The 16,301-nt window shown below is 63.7% G+C and carries 17 protein-coding genes; 10 read left to right on the top strand and 7 right to left on the bottom strand.

The window, feature by feature from the left end:
* Positions 1-280: 280 nt before the first annotated feature.
* Together ACTX90_RS13770 and ACTX90_RS13765 are read right to left on the bottom strand one after the other, a co-directional pair.
* Entirely contained in the window at positions 281-748 is a 468-nt protein-coding gene (locus ACTX90_RS13770; RefSeq protein ID WP_146956053.1) for a hypothetical protein, read from the bottom strand.
* On the bottom strand, positions 723-2,645 hold the full coding sequence (locus ACTX90_RS13765; protein WP_113607538.1) for a primary-amine oxidase: 1,923 nt from the start codon (positions 2,643-2,645) through the stop codon (positions 723-725). Before ACTX90_RS13765 ends, ACTX90_RS13770 begins: the two co-directional genes overlap by 26 nt.
* A gap of 130 nt (positions 2,646-2,775) precedes the next feature.
* Here ACTX90_RS13765 and ACTX90_RS13760 point away from each other — a divergent pair, with 130 nt between their 5' ends.
* The 4 genes from ACTX90_RS13760 to ACTX90_RS13745 all read left to right on the top strand — a co-directional run bounded on the left by ACTX90_RS13760 (position 2,776) and on the right by ACTX90_RS13745 (position 7,389).
* Positions 2,776-3,369 (top strand): TetR/AcrR family transcriptional regulator, encoded by a 594-nt coding sequence (locus tag ACTX90_RS13760; protein WP_047119935.1) that lies wholly within the window; start codon positions 2,776-2,778, stop codon positions 3,367-3,369.
* A gap of 105 nt (positions 3,370-3,474) precedes the next feature.
* Entirely contained in the window at positions 3,475-4,404 is a 930-nt protein-coding gene (locus tag ACTX90_RS13755; RefSeq protein WP_047119934.1) for an AraC-like ligand-binding domain-containing protein, read from the top strand.
* Between the two features lie 111 nt (positions 4,405-4,515).
* The gene (locus tag ACTX90_RS13750) at positions 4,516-5,946 is read left to right on the top strand and encodes an APC family permease (RefSeq protein ID WP_047119933.1); all 1,431 of its coding nucleotides are present in this window, start codon (positions 4,516-4,518) and stop codon (positions 5,944-5,946) included.
* Between the two features lie 30 nt (positions 5,947-5,976).
* The gene (locus tag ACTX90_RS13745) at positions 5,977-7,389 is read left to right on the top strand and encodes an aldehyde dehydrogenase family protein (protein ID WP_047119932.1); all 1,413 of its coding nucleotides are present in this window, start codon (positions 5,977-5,979) and stop codon (positions 7,387-7,389) included.
* A 57-nt stretch (positions 7,390-7,446) separates the two neighbouring features.
* On the opposite strand, the gene ACTX90_RS13740 is transcribed toward ACTX90_RS13745, so the two are convergent.
* Together ACTX90_RS13740 and ACTX90_RS13735 are read right to left on the bottom strand one after the other, a co-directional pair.
* Entirely contained in the window at positions 7,447-7,905 is a 459-nt protein-coding gene (locus ACTX90_RS13740) for a hypothetical protein (protein WP_047119931.1), read from the bottom strand.
* Positions 7,906-8,072: 167 nt separating this feature from the next.
* Entirely contained in the window at positions 8,073-8,291 is a 219-nt protein-coding gene (locus ACTX90_RS13735) for a DUF2188 domain-containing protein (RefSeq protein WP_053798661.1), read from the bottom strand.
* 328 nt (positions 8,292-8,619) lie between these two features.
* On the opposite strand from ACTX90_RS13735, the gene ACTX90_RS13730 reads away from it, so the two are divergent.
* Positions 8,620-9,063: a transporter substrate-binding domain-containing protein gene (locus ACTX90_RS13730; RefSeq protein ID WP_053799459.1), complete on the top strand. Its 444-nt coding sequence runs from the start codon at positions 8,620-8,622 to the stop codon at positions 9,061-9,063.
* Complete coding sequence (locus ACTX90_RS13725; protein ID WP_443442254.1) at positions 9,060-10,034, top strand: cation diffusion facilitator family transporter; 975 nt, start codon at positions 9,060-9,062, stop codon at positions 10,032-10,034. The genes ACTX90_RS13730 and ACTX90_RS13725 overlap by 4 nt, the downstream gene beginning before the upstream one ends.
* A gap of 7 nt (positions 10,035-10,041) precedes the next feature.
* Here the strand turns inward: ACTX90_RS13725 and ACTX90_RS13720 are convergent, their stop codons facing one another.
* Both ACTX90_RS13720 and ACTX90_RS13715 read right to left on the bottom strand, forming a co-directional pair.
* Positions 10,042-11,481: a phytoene desaturase family protein gene (locus ACTX90_RS13720; protein ID WP_443442253.1), complete on the bottom strand. Its 1,440-nt coding sequence runs from the start codon at positions 11,479-11,481 to the stop codon at positions 10,042-10,044.
* A gap of 33 nt (positions 11,482-11,514) precedes the next feature.
* Positions 11,515-12,006 (bottom strand): hypothetical protein, encoded by a 492-nt coding sequence (locus ACTX90_RS13715; RefSeq protein WP_047119927.1) that lies wholly within the window; start codon positions 12,004-12,006, stop codon positions 11,515-11,517.
* 304 nt (positions 12,007-12,310) lie between these two features.
* Between ACTX90_RS13715 and ACTX90_RS13710 the strand changes: the two genes are divergently transcribed.
* From ACTX90_RS13710 to ACTX90_RS13695, 4 genes are all read left to right on the top strand, one after another.
* Positions 12,311-13,423 carry a carboxylate-amine ligase gene (locus ACTX90_RS13710; RefSeq protein WP_443442252.1) on the top strand — a complete coding sequence of 371 codons (1,113 nt, stop codon included), beginning with the start codon at positions 12,311-12,313 and terminating at the stop codon, positions 13,421-13,423.
* A gap of 136 nt (positions 13,424-13,559) precedes the next feature.
* Positions 13,560-14,588, top strand: a complete 1,029-nt coding sequence (locus ACTX90_RS13705) for an iron-containing redox enzyme family protein (protein ID WP_443442251.1) — start codon at positions 13,560-13,562, stop codon at positions 14,586-14,588.
* A complete protein-coding gene (locus tag ACTX90_RS13700; RefSeq protein WP_047119925.1) occupies positions 14,585-14,788 on the top strand; it encodes a CDGSH iron-sulfur domain-containing protein in 204 nt (67 codons plus the stop codon). The genes ACTX90_RS13705 and ACTX90_RS13700 overlap by 4 nt, the downstream gene beginning before the upstream one ends.
* A 156-nt stretch (positions 14,789-14,944) precedes the next feature.
* Positions 14,945-15,757, top strand: coding sequence for a shikimate 5-dehydrogenase (locus ACTX90_RS13695; RefSeq protein WP_443442250.1), 813 nt, complete (start codon positions 14,945-14,947; stop codon positions 15,755-15,757).
* 58 nt (positions 15,758-15,815) lie between these two features.
* Here the strand turns inward: ACTX90_RS13695 and ACTX90_RS13690 are convergent, their stop codons facing one another.
* Positions 15,816-16,274, bottom strand: coding sequence for an HtaA domain-containing protein (locus ACTX90_RS13690; RefSeq protein ID WP_443442249.1), 459 nt, complete (start codon positions 16,272-16,274; stop codon positions 15,816-15,818).
* Positions 16,275-16,301: the final 27 nt, after the last annotated feature.

Below are 16,301 nucleotides of genomic sequence, written 5' to 3'. Positions count from 1 at the left end.
ACGACCAGGGGACCTTGGGCCTTCGCGGTGAACTGAGCGCGGGTGATCTCGGAAGATTGCCAAGGGGCAGTCAAGGGTATCCCTCTTCTCAAGGTCAAGATCACGAATAGAATGTGATTCATTACATATTCAATCGTTCCGCGGTAGCGGTGTCAAGCCAAACCCGACCAACTGGTCGGTTTGTGACGAGCCAGTCTTTTAGCGACTTCAGATGTGCCCTGTTGCAGGCAGGCAAAAGCCCCCGGGCTGTTTCGAATGAAACAGCTCGGGGGCTTGGGTATCAAGGTCGGCTGAGCGCGGCGGGAACCGGAAGATTCGCCGCGTTGGCCGCCCCGGCATGCCGGCGGCGGACCACTAGCGCCGAGGCGAACATGAGCGCGAACTCCATGAGCGCGATCAGCAGCATCGGGACCGCATGGCTTCCTGGGTGCCCCGAGTGCCCATCGTGATGCCCGGTGAACCAAGGCATCCCGACAACCATCGCGATATGCGCCGCTCCCATGGCCGCGCACATGCCCAGCAGTTCCAGCGCGTTCCCGCCGCGCAGCACGCACCAGGCGCACTTAAGGCACCAGGCGGTCATGGCCAGCAACAGCGCCGTCCACAGCGGCGCGTGCGGGATGAGCGCCAGTACCGCCAGATGCACTACGGCCGAGCCGAGCACGGCCGCGCCCAGCACGCGGTTCCCGAGCTGCACCCGGGCCGGTGCTGCCGGGGCGGCGCTAGCCGTTAGAACCGCAGCAGCCATCGGCTTCGGTGGTGGCGCAGCAGCCGTGCTTGGCAGGCTCCGGGACATCCAGCACCGGCGAGCGGTCGAAGAAGCCCTCGGGGCGGATCTTGAAGCCGACGGTGTCCACCGGCATGATCGGCCAGTCCTCGGTGCGCGGGAAGTGGGTCAGCGCGAAGGTGTGCCACAGGCTGATCTTCTCGCCGTCGATGCTCTTGTCGTCCTCGATCCAGGAGCCGATGCCGTCCACGCCCGGGTTCTGGTTCACGAAGTCGCCGGTCGGGTAGCGGTGGGCGGCGTTGCGCTGGGTGACCCACAGGGCCTTGGAGGCGAACTGCGCGCGCTGATGCACCGAGGAGCCTTCGGCGGCCAGCAGGGTCGGCAGGCCCTGGGGCAGCAGCTTGAAGCCCACCGGCTTGCCCAGGTAGTTCTTCTTCTCCGGGTTGGTGACCACCCAGGTGCGCCCGGCGGCCTGATTCGCGTCGCGCACCGCCTGCTTCTCGGTGGCTAGCACGGTGTGGCTGCGGGTGAAGGCGTTGCCGCGCGGGTTCTCCTCGCTGATCGGCAGGCGTACCGCTTCTTCCTCGATGACCTGGCTCGGCCCGCCGTCCAGCGAAAAGTCGAGGCGGGCGCCGAACAGGTGCTGGTGGAACGGCGCACCCAGGCCCGGGGCCATCTCCGAGGCGAAGCGCTCGTCGCGCATCGCGGAGGTGAACACGATGCCGGTGGCCTTGGCCTCGAACTCGATGGTGCCGTCCAGGTACAGGTACCAGTAGAAGCCGTAGTCGTAGTTGCCCACGGTAGTGAAGAAGCTGATCACTAGGCGGCGGTTGCGGCGGGTGTACTTCACGCCCGACCAGTCGTCCGAGTGCTTGGAGAGGATCGAGGCGTCTTCCTCGTGCATGCAGATGCCGTTGGTGATTCTCTGCGCGTTGCCGTCGGCGTCGGTGATCACCGGGGAGATGTAGTGGATCTCGCCCAGGCAGTCGCAGCCCAGTTCCAGGGAGTTGGCGAAGCGGCCGACCAGGTACTCGCCGGTGTCGAAGTAGTTCTGCCAGCTGCGCACCGGCGACGGATCGCCGTAGGGGACCACCATCTCGGCGATGGACGCGCGGTCAAGGATGCGGCGGCGCTCGCCCGCATCGTCGAAGCCGATGTTGTAGAGCACCAGGCCTTCGCGCATGTCGAAGCCGATGTCCAGCGACCACTTCTCCCACTCGACGTGGTTGCCCTCGGTCACGGTGAAGCTGGCGCCCTGCGGCTGGGTGATCTCGATCGGCTTCTGGGAGGTGCGGACCGGGCCGGTCAGCTCGGGATCGGTGTAGTTGCCGTGGGTGGCAGGGATCTCGACATTGCCGAAGTCCAGCAGCTGGTCGACCTTCGCGGCGATGGTGTCGATGTAGACGACCAGGCCGTCGATCGGGTGCGCCCAGGCGGAGTCCTCGGCGAAGTCCTGGCGGAAGGCCAGGCCGCGCAGGATGCGGCGCCCGGATTCCTCCGGGTACTCGAACACGCCGGCGGACAGCGGGGCGACGCGCACCTGGTCGGTGCGCAGCCCGCGCTTGGCCAGCGCGGCGGCCCACTGCTCGTCCTCGGCCAGGATCGCTTCCATCATCTCGAATTCCTCGACCAGCACCGGCAGCTGTCCCACCGCGGCCGGGTCGAGGTTGATGACCGAAGCGACCTCGCCCCGGGTCAAGTCCAGCACCACGTCCTTGGGTTCGTTGCGCAGCTTGTCCATGAGCATGACGCGCACCAGGCGGTCGGCGTTCTGCTCGCTCGGGTCCTCAAGGCCCATGTAGGCGATGCGGGTGTGCTCGGTGAACAGCCGGTTCTCGACCAGCAGCGCCTTGGCTGCGGCGATTTCCTGCTCGGCGAGCAGGGTGAAGTTGGTGTCCACGGAGGTGGTTTCAGTCATGATGCTGGAGCCCTTCGGTGATGGGATGTGATCCACAACATTTTTTGTTCTCTGGGTGTAGAGAATACGGTGCTGTGACCCACGACGCAAGCCCTGCGGTGAAACGCGTCATTGCGCCTAGGCTTAAGCCATGCCGAAAATCGTCGACCATGACCAGCGCCGTCGCGAGATCGTAGAAGTCACGTGGAGATTCATCGCCCGCGAGGGCATCGCGAAGCTGAATTTGCGCGACCTGGCCGCGGCCGCCGGTTACGCCAACGGCGGGCTGAAAATCTATTTCCCGACCAAGGATGCGATTCTCGCGGCCACCTTCACCTACGTCGCCGAGTCCACCGATGCGCGGATCGAGCGCAGCGCCGGCTCGCTGGAAGGGCTGGCGGCCATCGAGGCCTTCGCCCACGAGGTGCTGCCGCTGGACGAGCTGCGCCGCGACGAGGCCCGGGTTGCCGTGCACTTCTGGCACCTGGCGCTGGGTGATCCGGCGCTGGCCGAGGCCAATGCCCGAACCATGCAGGGCTGGCGCGACGCTCTGGATGCCTGGCTGGAGCAGCTGCTGGGCGCCGGGCACCCGGAGGCTTCGGCGGCGCGCGATGCGCTGATCAACTTCCTGATGGGCGCCCAGGCCGGAAGCGTGCTCGACGAGCAGGCCAATACCGTGCAATCGCTGCTTGAACAGCTCGAGCACCATCTGGCCGGGCTGTCGCGGCTAGCCGAAGCCCGCTGATCTTTCCTCTACGTAGGAAGAAAAACCGTGACTTTTCGGTCTTTGTGGGCTACCCTCGAACGTGTCGCCCGGCACAGTCGCGGGCGCAGAGCACAGGGGGCGTGGATGTATCAGGTGCAGCATGTTGACTCGTTTTCCGCATGGTCGGCGCTGATCTCCGACGCCTTCGTGCAGCTGCGCAGCGAACAGGTCTCCCGCGGCCACTTCGCCGCCACGCTCGGGGCCAACATGCTTGGGGACATCGGCCTGATGCGCATCACCGCCAAGCCGCACGCCGTGCTGCGCACCGAGGACTTGAGCACCAGCGGGGACGGGGACTACTACAAGGTCTCCTACCAGCTCGACGGGCACGGCCTGCTCATCCAGGACGGGCGCGAAACCGTGCTGTCCCCGGGGGATCTGGCCATCTACGACACCCAGCGCCCCTACACCCTGTCCTTCGACAAGCCTGCCTCCGTCATGGTGGCGCTGGTGCCGCACGACCAGTTCAGGCTGTCCCCGCAGCAGGTCGGGCAGATCACCGCTGTCGCGCTGAAGCACGAGCACCCGCTGGCCGGCACCGTCACCCCGCTGCTGCGCCACCTGGGCAACAACCTGGCCGCCTGGGACGAATTCGGCGGCTACTCGCTGGCCCGCAACACCGTTGACCTGATTGCCACCGCCCTGGCCGGCGCGCTGGGCGGGGAAAACCAGGCCGACTCCAAGGCCGCGCAGCGCCAGCGCATCACCGCCTACATCGACGCGCACCTGGACGAACCCGAACTGGATCCGGCGCGCATCGCCGCCGCGCATTTCATTTCGGTGCGTTCGCTGCACGCGCTGTTCGAGCACGAGCCGCGTACCGTCGCCGCGCTGATCCGGCACCGCCGGCTGCAGCAGGCACGCACGCTGCTGCGCGATCCGCTGCTCGGGCAGGTCTCCGTGCAGCGCATCGGCGCGAAGGTGGGCATCCCCGACGCGGCGGGCTTCAGCCGCATGTTCTCCCGTGAATTCGGCCTCACCCCGGGCCGCTTCCGCCAGCAGCAGGCCGCCTGAACGCACAGGCGGCGAACCTGCGCCCAAGCGCAAGAGCGCTGCACGCAATGCCAAGGTGATCCACGCCATACCGGGGGATCCTAGAGTTACCTACTCGTAATGGGGGATCCAATGGGACTCGAACAACGCAAACTGGGCGTGCCGGCCCTGGTCGTGATGATCATCGCGGCCAGTGCACCGCTCACCGCCGTCGCCGGCGGCGTCACCACCAACTATGCGGTCACCGGCATGCAGTCCGTGCCGCTGTCATTCCTCGTGGTCGGCGCGATCCTGTTGGTCTTCAGCATCGGCTACACCGCCATGAGCCGCCACATTCCCAACGCCGGCGCGTTCTATGCCTACATCGCCCAGGGCCTGGGCCGGGCCTCCGGCGTGGGCGCCGCGATGATCGCGGTTGTCAGCTACAACCTGATGCAGATCGGCATCTACGGCATGTTCGGCTTTGCCGCTTCCTCCTTCGCGAATTCCATGATGGGCACGCAGATCCCCTGGTGGGTCATGGCCTTGGCGGCCTGGGTGCTGGTCGGCCTGCTGGGCGTGAACCGCGTGGACTTCTCGGTCAAGGTGCTGGGCATCGTGGTGGCCGCCGAGTTCCTGGTGGTTGTCATCTACAACGTGATGGCCTTCGTCATCTCCCCGGAGGCCCCGGCCCCGGGTGCCGCCTTCGACCTCTCGGACGCGATCGCACCCGGCATGGGCGCTGTCATGGCGTTCACCATCGCCGCGTTCATGGGCTTCGAATCCGGCACCATCTACAACGAAGAAGTCAAGGACCCCAAGCGCACCGCCCGCACCGCCACGATCATCGCAGTCATCGTGATCGCCTGCTTCTACGCCTTCTCCGCATTCGCGATCTCCGTGGGCGAGGGCGCCTCGAACGTGCTCGGCGCCTCGGCCGAATTCGGCCCGGATCTGATCTTCGTCTTCTTCGCCACCCACGGCCCGGCCTGGTTCGTGGACCTGGCCAACCTGCTGTTCATCACCAGCCTGTTCGCCGCGCTGCTGGCGTTCCATAACGTGGTTGCCCGCTACTTCTACTCCATGGGCCGCGGCGGCGCACTGCCCGCCTTCCTGGCCGGCACCTCCCGCCGCACCCACGCCCCGGTCGCCGGCTCGCTGGCCCAGTCGATGCTGGCGCTGATCGTGATCGCGGTCTTCGCTGTCATCTCCACCGGCGAAGACCCGATGTTCATCGTGTTCACCATGTTCACCTGGCTGACCAATTCCGCGGCCTTCGGCCTGGTGCTGCTCATGGCGCTGACCTCCTTCGCGATCATCGGATACTTCGCCACGCACCGCACCAGCGATTCGCTGCTCACCCGGGTCATCGCCCCGCTGCTCTCCGGAGCCGCACTGGTCTTTATCTTCATCCAGATCGTCATCAACTTCGACGTTTTGCTCGGCATGGAAGAACCGGGCATGCTGGGGTACATCCTGATGGCCATCGTCATCGTGCCGGGCATCATCGGATTCCTGGTGACCACCGCGGCCCGATCCAAGGCCGTCATCAAGACCGACGCCGACCAAGTCCCAGTCCTCTAACCACACCACCCACGTAAAGGAGCCAAATCAATGGCCTACGCAAATGCCCAGGAACTGCTCGCGGCAATCTCGCCGGCGACCGGCGGCACCGAAGTCCTCGACCCGGCCACCGGCGAGCTTGTCGGCCGCGTGGCGGAGAAGTCCGTCTCCGACCTGGACTCCGCCGTCGCCGCGGCCCGCGCCGCCCAGCCGGCCTGGGACGCGCTGGGGCACGATGAGCGCAAGCGCCTGCTGAACGCCGCCGCGGACAACATCGAGGCCAACGCCGAGGCCCTGGCCGAACTGCTCTCCCGCGAGCAGGGCAAGCCGTTGAACGGCCCGAACGCCCGCTTCGAGGTCGGGGGAGCAGCCGCCTGGCTGCGCGCCGCCACCGCCTACGACGTGGACCCGGAAGTCGTGGTCGACGACGGTGAAACCTACGCCGCCAAGCACTACCGCGCCCTGGGCGTGGTCGGCGCCATCGGCCCGTGGAACTGGCCGATGATGATCTCGATCTGGCAGCTGGCCCCGTCCCTGCGCATGGGCAACACCGTGGTGATGAAGCCCAGCGAATACACTCCGCTGTCGGTTATCGCCCTGGGCCACATCCTCAACGAGGTCCTGCCGGCCGACGTGCTGCACGTGGTGGCCGGCGGGCGCGAGGTCGGCGAGAAGCTCTCCGCCCACCCGGACATCGACAAGATCATGTTCACCGGCTCCACCCGCACCGGCAAGGCGATCATCCGCTCCTCGGCCGACACCGTGAAGCGCCTGACCCTTGAGCTCGGTGGCAACGACGCCGGCGTGGTCATGGAGGACGCCGATCCGCAGGCCATCGCCCAGGACCTGTTCTGGGGCGCCTTCATCAACACCGGCCAGACCTGCGCCGCCCTCAAGCGCCTCTACGTGCCGGAATCCATCTACGACCAGGTCTGCTCCGCGTTGACCGAGGTCGCCAAGGCCATGCCGATGGGCGTGGGACTGGACGAGAACAACGTGCTCGGCCCGCTGCAGAACAAGGCGCAGTACGACATCGTCGCCGACCTGGTGAAGGACGCCGTGGACTCCGGCGCCACCGTGCTGCTCGGCGCCAACCCGGATGATTCGGCGGCCGGCTACTTCTACCCGACCACCCTGATCAGCGACATCGACCCGGGCAACCGCCTGGTCACCGAGGAGCAGTTCGGCCCGGCGCTGCCGATCATCAAGGTCAAGGACAGCGCCGAGGCCATCAAGCACGCCAATGCCCTGGAGGTCGGCTTGGGAGCCTCGGTCTGGGGCTCGGACCGTGCCAAGGCGTTGGAAGTTGCCGCCCAGCTGCAGGCAGGCACCGTGTGGATCAACTCCCACGGCACCATCGACCCGCGCATCCCGTTCGGCGGTGCGAAGCAGTCCGGCTACGGCCTCGAATTCGGTCTCGACGGCCTGAAGTCCCTGGCCCAGCCGCAGGTCATCAAGGGCTAGCAACCGCTGCCAGGGCGCCGCACCGCAAGGTTCGGCGCCCTGGCATTTTTTAACGCGTCATCCCCGGGGCTTCGGGTGGTAGTGGTACCAGAGGTCCTCGATGAATGGCTCGTTGCCTGCGCGGACGTCCACCCGCGCATTGCTGAAGCTCGTGCCGTCATCCAGCGTGATGTCCGCACTCATCCACGAGCCGTTGAACGTGCCGAGCTCGAGTTTCGCCGGATTGTAGAGCTGCTCGATGTTCGACTGCAGATTCCGGGCCGATGAGGTGTAGCCGAGCACCGCAAAAATGCCGAGTGCCGCCATCAGTGACAGCACCAACCCGCCAGCGACGAGTTCGGCACGGATGGAAGAGCGCAACTTGTAGGTCTGGTAGCCATCTGCCAGCTGCTCGAACTTCTTCCGACGGTACCAGCCGTGCAGCAGCAGCGGCACGCCTCCGATGAGCAGCACGGCGGCCACCCCGAAGCCCAGCACCGGGGTGATGAAATCCACGTTCAGGTATCGCTCCTCCATAACCCCACGTTATGACGGTACTTTCCCTTGTGCGACCTCATTTTGGATGATTTCTCCGCTGGCATCGAAAGTGCCCGGAGGCGATCGGACCTTTCCGGCGCGTGCCGAGCATGCCGAAGAGCTGCCGTTTCTCGGTGCCAGGCGCAGACAGCCGAGCAGCATCCGGGTTATCGGTCTTCGCGCCGTGGGGTATGGATGTTCTCACGGAATTCGAGTTCCCCGGTCGCGTCATGGACGAAGATTTCGCCCGAACCGAGCTCCTCGGCTTTTTTGCAGGCAATGTCATAGGCTTCGGCTCGTGAGCGGCAAGTTGCCAGGTGCTTCCCGCTGAGAGTCACGACCCAGGCCTCGCTGTTGGCCAGAATTTGGAAGTGGTTGGCGCTCATGCTCTTTCCTTTCTCGGGGGCCATGGGGAAGCGTTTGCTTCGATGTGAGATCTGGTCACTGGGTGGGACGCCGGAAAAGATCGGCCTTGCCTCCACCATTCCATGCTGATTTCCGGGCTTCCAGATGGTTCAGGGAATATCCAGAGTAGACCCCTCGCGCGATGATCGAGGATTCTGGATATTTCCTCTGATATCCAGATCGGGCATGAACTGTCTCGCTTTCCGTCCTACATTGAGCACATCACCGTTCGGTCGCCACTGGACGGCACGAGAAGGAGAGAAAGTAGTGCGGGTTAAGACAAGGACATTGCAGAAACTCCTACCGGGCATGGCCGTGCTGCCCTTGCTGGCCGGCTGCGGCGCACAGATTCCCGTGGATCCCGAGGGAACGCTTGAGGACGTCAGATCGGGGACCATCAGCGTCGGAGTATCACCGAATGCGGACTTCGTGGAGGTTTCGAACGGGCCGTTGCAAGGTTCCGAAATCCAGATCATCCAGAATTTCGCCGAAAATCTCGATGCTGAGGTGGAATGGACGGTGGGAGGCGAGGAACAACTCGTCTCGGCTTTGGAAAACGGTGATCTGGACCTCGTGGCCGGAGGGATCAGTTCCAAGACTCCGTGGGCCGAACAAGTCGGGATGACACGGCCCTATACGACTCACGTGGATGTTGATGGCAAGGAAAGCAAAATCGTGATGCTGGTGCCGCCCGGCGAGAATGCTTTCCTCTTTGAAGTGGAACGCTTTCTCGACCGGACACAGATGCCATGAATAGCTCGCCCGGAACCCATTTGCCCGAGGAACAGAAGCGACTGATGCGCCGCGCCGCCAAGCTGGAGTGGATCAGCGTTGGATACGCGGTTTGCACGATCACAGTCGTCGCCCTGGTTGTTGGGAATTCGCAGGCTATGAGGACGGCTTGGGTTGAGGACATGCTCTCGGTGCTTCCGCAGCTTGCCTTCCTCATCGCTCTGCGCTGGACGCGCAAGCCACGCAGGCCACGCCAGCCGTACGGCTATCACCGTTCCATGGGTGCCGGACATCTCGTCGCAGGCGTGGCGTTGCTGGTGGTAGGCGCCATGCTGGCCTACGAATCGATTACCGCGTTGGTTAAGACGGAACATCCCACCATCGGAACGGTCAATCTGTTCGGCCACACAATCTGGCAGGGGTGGCCGATGATTGCGGTGATGACGGTTATTGTCATCCCCGCGCTCATCCTCGGTCGGCTGAAGATCAAGGTCGCCAAGCCACTGCACAACAAGCTGCTGTACGCAGATTCAAAGATGGCCAAGGCCGACTGGCAGACCAACGCAGCTTCCATCGTGGGTGTTGCCGGAATTGGTCTGGGAATCTGGTGGCTGGATGCCGTGGCCGCATTGGTCATCTCGCTCGGAATTCTCAAGGACGGCTGGGACAGCACACGCTCAGCGACCTCCGACCTGCTCGACAGCCGAGCATCCGACCTTGACGGCACCGATCCGCATCCGCTGGTGTCGAGGATCGAGGAGCAGCTGGCCCGAATGAATTGGGTCGAGGAATCAGCGGTCAGGGCTCGTGAACTAGGCCAGGTTCAGCACATCGAGGTTTTCGTGGTTCCGCATTCGGGGCAGGTCGGTGTCAAGCAGGTCGCTGAGGCCTGTGCTGAGCTGGAGGAGCTCGATTGGCCGGCCTACGACGTAGTGATGATCCCCGTGAGTTCGATCCCGGACTATTTAAGCAAGGCTCCGGCCAGGGTGTGAAGCCCTGCTAATGGGCACCCGTGGCACGAATGCCGTGGTCCTGCAGGGCGGCGAACGCGGCATGCCAACCGCCCATGCCGTGAACGCCCCCTCCTGGGGGCGTGGACGAGGAACAAAGATACAAGCCGTCCGGGGCTAGTCGATAGGGATTGAGGGAGACGGTAGGGCGCAGGAACTGCTGCAGTCCGCGCAGCGAGCCTCCGCCGATATCGCCGCCGACGAGGTTCGGATTCCAGCGCTCCAAATCCGCTGGGCTGCTCTCGCGGCGCGAAATGACGCGGTCGGTAAATCCCGGGGCGAAGCGTTCGATCTGCGCATCGATAAGAGCACCGGCACGGCCTGCATAGCCATTGGGCACGTGCGCGTACGACCAGATGACGTGCTTGCCCTCGGGAGCGCGGGTGGCATCCGCGCTGGAAGGCTGGACAACCATCACGAACGGCTTGTCCGGCATGCGTCCCCGGTTGACCTCTCCCTCCGCCCGGGCGATCTCGGGTGCATCGCCGCCGACGTGCACCGTGCAGGCTTGTTGTGTGCGCTGATCGGTCCACGGAATTGGTCCGTCCAGCAGATAGTCGACCTTGTATACGGCAGTTCCGTATCGCCATCGGGACAACTGTTGGGCATAACGCGCCGGCAACCTGTCGCGTGCGATCGACAGGATCTGTCGCGGTGTCAGGTCCATGATCGTGATGTCCGCGGGCGGAAGCTCGCCGAGGCTCCTGACTTCATGACCGGTATGGATGCGTACCGAGCGGGATTTCGCGGCGCGGCCCAGGGCTTGGATAATCGATCCGGTGCCGCCATGCGCTACCGGCCAGCCCCAACTTGAGCCCAGCGACCCGAAGATGATCCCGAACCCCGAGGTGAATGGATGGGATTGGGGAAGCATGGAGTGCGCACTGGTTCCGGAGAAGAGGGCCCGGGCTTGTCGGCTGCGCAAGACGCTGGAGGCCATGACGGCCGTTGGAGGTAGTGAGCGCAGACCGAAGCGTGCCATCAGCACAGGGTTCGGTGGCACGCGCAACAGCGGGCCGGTCACGTTGTCCAGCAGCTGCTGCGCACGCTTGACGAAGGGGCCGTGCAGGGCCGTCCAGATTTTCCGATCCGCTGCGAATTGGGCGGTGGTAGCCGCGAGCGTTTGGTGCAGGAACACGCTCGGTGCGTCATCGAGCGGATGAGCCAGCGGCATGTCGTGGAAATCCCAGCTCAGGCCGTGGCTTTGCAAGTCCAAGTGCCGGAACGCCTTGCTGCCGTATGCAAAAGGATGGGCCGCCGCACCCAGATCGATCAAGGCCTCGCCATCAAATGCCCGGGCGCTTGCGGCGGCACCCCCGATCTCCTCGTTCCGTTCGTAGACATCCACTTCGATTCCGTTTTCGGCAAGGATCGCAGCGGCGGTCAGGCCATTGGGGCCGGAGCCAATAACATGGGCGCGCAGTGTCATATAATTTGTTTCCGTATCTCAGTTCGGTCAAACTCAGCGAAAGCGCTCGGCCCATGAACTGTCGCTGAACTCCGATAGTTGGCGAATCTGCGATTCGGCACGCAACTTCAGATCGCTCAGCAAGGCTTGGTCCAGCGTCGGCTCTTCACCAACCATGAGCAGCAGGGTGCGCCACATGCTGTGCTTGGCATTCAGCAGGCCGGTCAGCACATCGAGCTGTGTCTGAGCCAGCGTCTTGCGGCGCTGCCGCAGGGGATTGAGCAAGTTGATCTTGCCCAGAAGCTTAGCCCATGGCTCGGCAAGCAATGCAAGGCCGTGGGGCTCACGGCCCAGCTTTTGCAAGATGCGCTCGAGATCCTGCTGGTCTTCCTTAACCTGCAACCAGAGGGAGTGGAAGACGTCCGCATGTTGAGTATCGGCCCACATCCGTTTGGCGCTGGCGAAATGTTCCAGCCCGGCAGCGGAACCCAAATGGTGTTCACTGAGGTATTTATGCAATTTCTCGTGATCAATTGGCTTCTTCACTACGTGGCATCCTCAAGAAACTAGGCGATTTCATCCACCCGGAAAGCTTTTAATCCGGTCCCTTGTGCACCAGCGTAGGGAGAGTCCGGTGGCGATGTTATGCATGCGACGCGAACTCATGGGAAATCACCAGAAACCCGTGGCAGCTCTGGTGGAATTCGGGCGATGTGGAGGAAGACGCAGTTCGCGGAAATGTTGCGTTCTTCTTTGCGTTTCCTGTGATTCGGAGCCGGCATGCCGAGCCGAGCCGCAAGCCCGCATAAACTCCAGCTGAAGCAGAATCGACATCCCGGAAGGATAGTGCATGCCCAGAACTTTCGGGATCGAGGAAGAGTTTTTCCTCGTGAATCCCCAGACCGCGACTTTGGCTACGCTCCCGCCCGGCTTACTGGGGGATCTGCAGGGCGAGAACCTGGCTGGGGCAACGCTTGTCCCGGAGCTCCTCCGTCCCCAGGTGGAACTTGTATCCGGAATTTGCACCAGGGCATCCGATGCCTTGGAAAGCTTGCTGTTGGGTCGACAGAAGCTGCAGGAAGCGTGTGCGGGTGCAGGCCTGGCGGCAGTAGCAACTGGCACGCCGCCCTTCCTTCCCGGAATGACGGAGGTGTCCGAAGGGCAGCGTTACGAGGATATCCGCCAGTTCGTGCCGGGGATCGTGCGCGAGCATTACATCAACGGGCTGCATATCCATGTGCATATCCCTGACGCCCCAACCGGGCTGCAGGCCATGAACGTGCTGCGCCCGTGGCTTCCAGCACTGACTGCCATTGGGGCGAACTCGCCGGTCTGGAACGGTGAGCTTTCCGGATTTGAGTCCTGGAGGATGGTGCATTACCGCCGTTGGTCCGTGACAGGCGTTCCTCCGGCGTTCGACTCCATGGAGCACTACCAGCGGATGCGCCGGATAATGCTCGATTCCGGCGCCCTGCTCGACGCTGGACATATCGGCTGGGCCGTGCGCCTGTCCGAGCGCAACCCCACCATAGAGGTGCGCACGGCCGACGGGCAGTTGACGGCCGACGAATCGGTGGCCATAGCCATGCTGGTTAGGGCTCTGGTGGATACCGGTCTCGCGCAGGGAGGCGTGGCCAAGACCGTGGAGGACCGGCTGCTGGATCTCGGTCTGTGGCATGCCTCCAAAATGGGCCTGTCAGGACCGCTATTCGATGCGGGAACCGAAACCAGACTGGAGCCGGAGCAAGTGCTGGGGCAATTGCTCGACTATGCCGGCGAACATCTGGCGGACAACGGCGATCTCGATTTCGTGCAGAACTACTTCGCGCGGATCACCTCTGTCGGGAACGGCGCGCAACGGCAGCGCGCAAGCTGGGCACGCGGGGGAGGCACGGCACTCGTCCACGACGCCCAGCAGGAATTCGCCCGGGAAACGATTTCGGAACTCCGCAGCAACCCATGACTGGCTGGCGCGTTTCGAGCTGGCTCGAATGCCTCGTGTGAATTCTCTGGTAATCCGTACCCCGGCCCGGTCAACCGGTTGGCCATTGCCTATAGTCGTTTTTTCAGTATGTGTGCATTAAGGAGCAGGTGGAGAAGTGGAGCTTCCAGAAGACCGCGGCCGGATCAGCGAATCTCTTTTCGAGGTGCTGAGAACCTACGACCCCGATGTCGATCTGTCAGGTTTGGAACATGAGGCCTTCAAAGTCCTGGACTCGGAAGACATCCTCCATAACGAGGACATCCAGATTGTCCTATTCGTCCTCTACGAACTGCACTACCGCGGATTCGATGGCATCGATGCACGCTGGGAATGGAACCCGCCTCTGCTGGGCCTTCGGGCAAAGATCGAAGAACAGTTTGAGGCACGATTGCGGCAGATCGCCGGGGATCCAAGTTTCTCGCTCGGATCTGCCCAGGATACGGCTCGACAACTTTTCGCCCTTGCCAGCGCGGACGACGGACCATCGGTCTCGACCTACATATCCCGGCATGCGACGGTTGAGCAGGCGCGTGAATTCGTCATGCACAAGTCCATCTACCAGCTCAAGGAAGCCGACCCGCATTCGTGGGCGATTCCACGCCTGACAGGGCGCGGAAAGTCCGCATTGATGGAGATCCAGTTCGACGAGTACGGGGCAGGCAGGCCCGGCGCCATGCACTCCGAGCTGTTCGAGACCACCATGCGGGGGCTGGGGCTCGACTCCGAGTTCGGAGCCTATATCGAGTCGCTGCCTGCCATCACGCTGGCGTCGGTCAACATGATGTCGTTCTTCGGCCTGCATCGTCGATTGCGCGGCAGCATCGCCGGCCACCTTGCCATCTACGAGATGACATCGTCGATCCCCAATGCCAGGTATGCACGCGGATTCCGGCGCCTGGGCTTCGACTCCCCGGTGACAGACTACTTCGATGAGCATGTGGAAGCCGATGCGGTCCACGAGCAGATCGCCGGTCGCGATCTGGCGGGCGGATTGATCGAGCAGGATCCCAGCATCGCCGAAGCGGTGTTCTTCGGCGCGCAGGCGGCTTGCGCCATCGACGCGCTGGTGGGAGCCCACCAGCTTGAGGCGTGGGGCCGGGGCCGTTCGTCCCTGCGCCAGCCGAAAGTAAAGGTCGAGGCATGAGCGCGGAGGGAGCGCAGATCGTGGTCTGCCCGCAGGGGCCGCTGATTCTCCGTGGCGACTTCGAGATTCTCGACGCGGAGGGCGAAGCTGTTCCGACAAGCCGTGAAACCGTGGCGTTGTGCCGTTGCGGAAGCTCGGCCATCAAACCGTTCTGCGACGGCACGCACAAACTCAAGAAGTTCGAAATGCCACGTGACTGACGGCGAGTCCCCTCCAAGCCCGGCGGAGCTGATGCGGCCAGATCGATGGAGCCGGAGGACTCGGAGCGCAAAAAACATCTTTAATGCCCCGGGGTCGCTTGCAGCCGCCGTATATTAGGTGAAGACCTCGTCCCCCCGACTCCGGAAGAGCTCTGCATGCCCATCCTGAATAAAGACATGACCCTGTGCATCTCGCTGTCCGGCCGGCCGTCGAATATCGGCACCCGCTTCCACAACTACCTGTACGAGGAACTGGGGCTGAACTTCATCTACAAGGCGTTCTCCACCGACGACTTGGCCGGTGCGATTGCCGGCGTCCGCGCCCTGGGCATCCGCGGCTGCTCGGTGTCCATGCCTTTCAAGGAGGACGTCATGGCGCTGGTGGACACCATCGAGCCTTCGGCGGCGGCCATCGACTCGGTGAATACCATCGTGAACACCGACGGCCACCTCAGCGCCTCCAACACCGACTTCGAGGCGATCGCCACGCTGATCGGGCGCCACGAGCTGGACCCGTCGGCGAACGTGCTGGTCCGCGGTTCCGGGGGCATGGCCAAGGCGGTGGTCGCGGCATTCCGCGATGCCGGCTTCGAGAACCTCACGGTGCTCGCGCGCAACATCGCCGCGGGAGGGGCACTGGCGCAGAAGTACGGCTACGCATTCATCGATGCCGATCCGGAACCGGGCCACCAGGTGCTGGTCAACGTCACGCCGCTGGGCATGGACGGAGAACAGGCCGCTATCCAGTCATTCAGCGATGCGCAGATCGCCGCGGCGGAAACGGTGTTCGACGTGGTCGCGTTCCCCAGCGAGACCCCGCTGGTCGCCGCCGCACGGGAGCGCGGAAAGCAGGTCATCACCGGGGCCGAGGTGATTGCCCTGCAGGCCGCCGCGCAGTTCGAGAAGTACACGGGACATGGGCTCAGCGAGGATCAGGTCATCCGCGCCTCCGAGTTCTCCCGACAGTAGGAACTGAAAAACCCTGCACCGCGCGTGCGGTGCAGGGTTTCCCTGTAATAGGCGTTTTCTAGCCGCGCAGGGTGACTTCGACTTCTTCCATCGCCTGCCCGGCAGGGTACTGCCCGTTGAACATCTTGGAGCCGTCTTCAGTCACCACGGCCGAGAACCGGGTTCGGGTCATGCCCATGGCGTGCGAAACTCCGGTCTCGGTCAGTTCCGCGATGGCGGTGCGGCCCTCGGGGGTGTCGATGGTCAGGAAGATCGACTCGCCCTGGTTCTCGATGCGCGGTTCGTTCAGCACGAGCTTCATCATCCCGCCGTGGCCCGAGAAAGACACGCGCCCGTTGAACCAGATCTCGTTGTCGGGAACGTCCACCGCCGGGTGCACGGGGAAGGCCAGCGCGTTGCCGACCTGCCACACGCCATTCGAGGCCTCGATGCGGCCGTCAGCCAGCGATGCAATGTATCCAACGAACGAGGCCTTGACACCCCACTGAAGATGCGGCTGGAAAGCGTCGCCTGCCATGAGTTCCTCCATAAAGATTTGCGGTTG

Source organism: Glutamicibacter soli, assembly GCF_052322135.1.
GTDB classification, from domain to species: domain Bacteria; phylum Actinomycetota; class Actinomycetes; order Actinomycetales; family Micrococcaceae; genus Glutamicibacter; species Glutamicibacter soli.
Note: the sequence above shows the minus strand (reverse complement) of the source record. Positions and strands in the feature narration are given on the sequence as shown.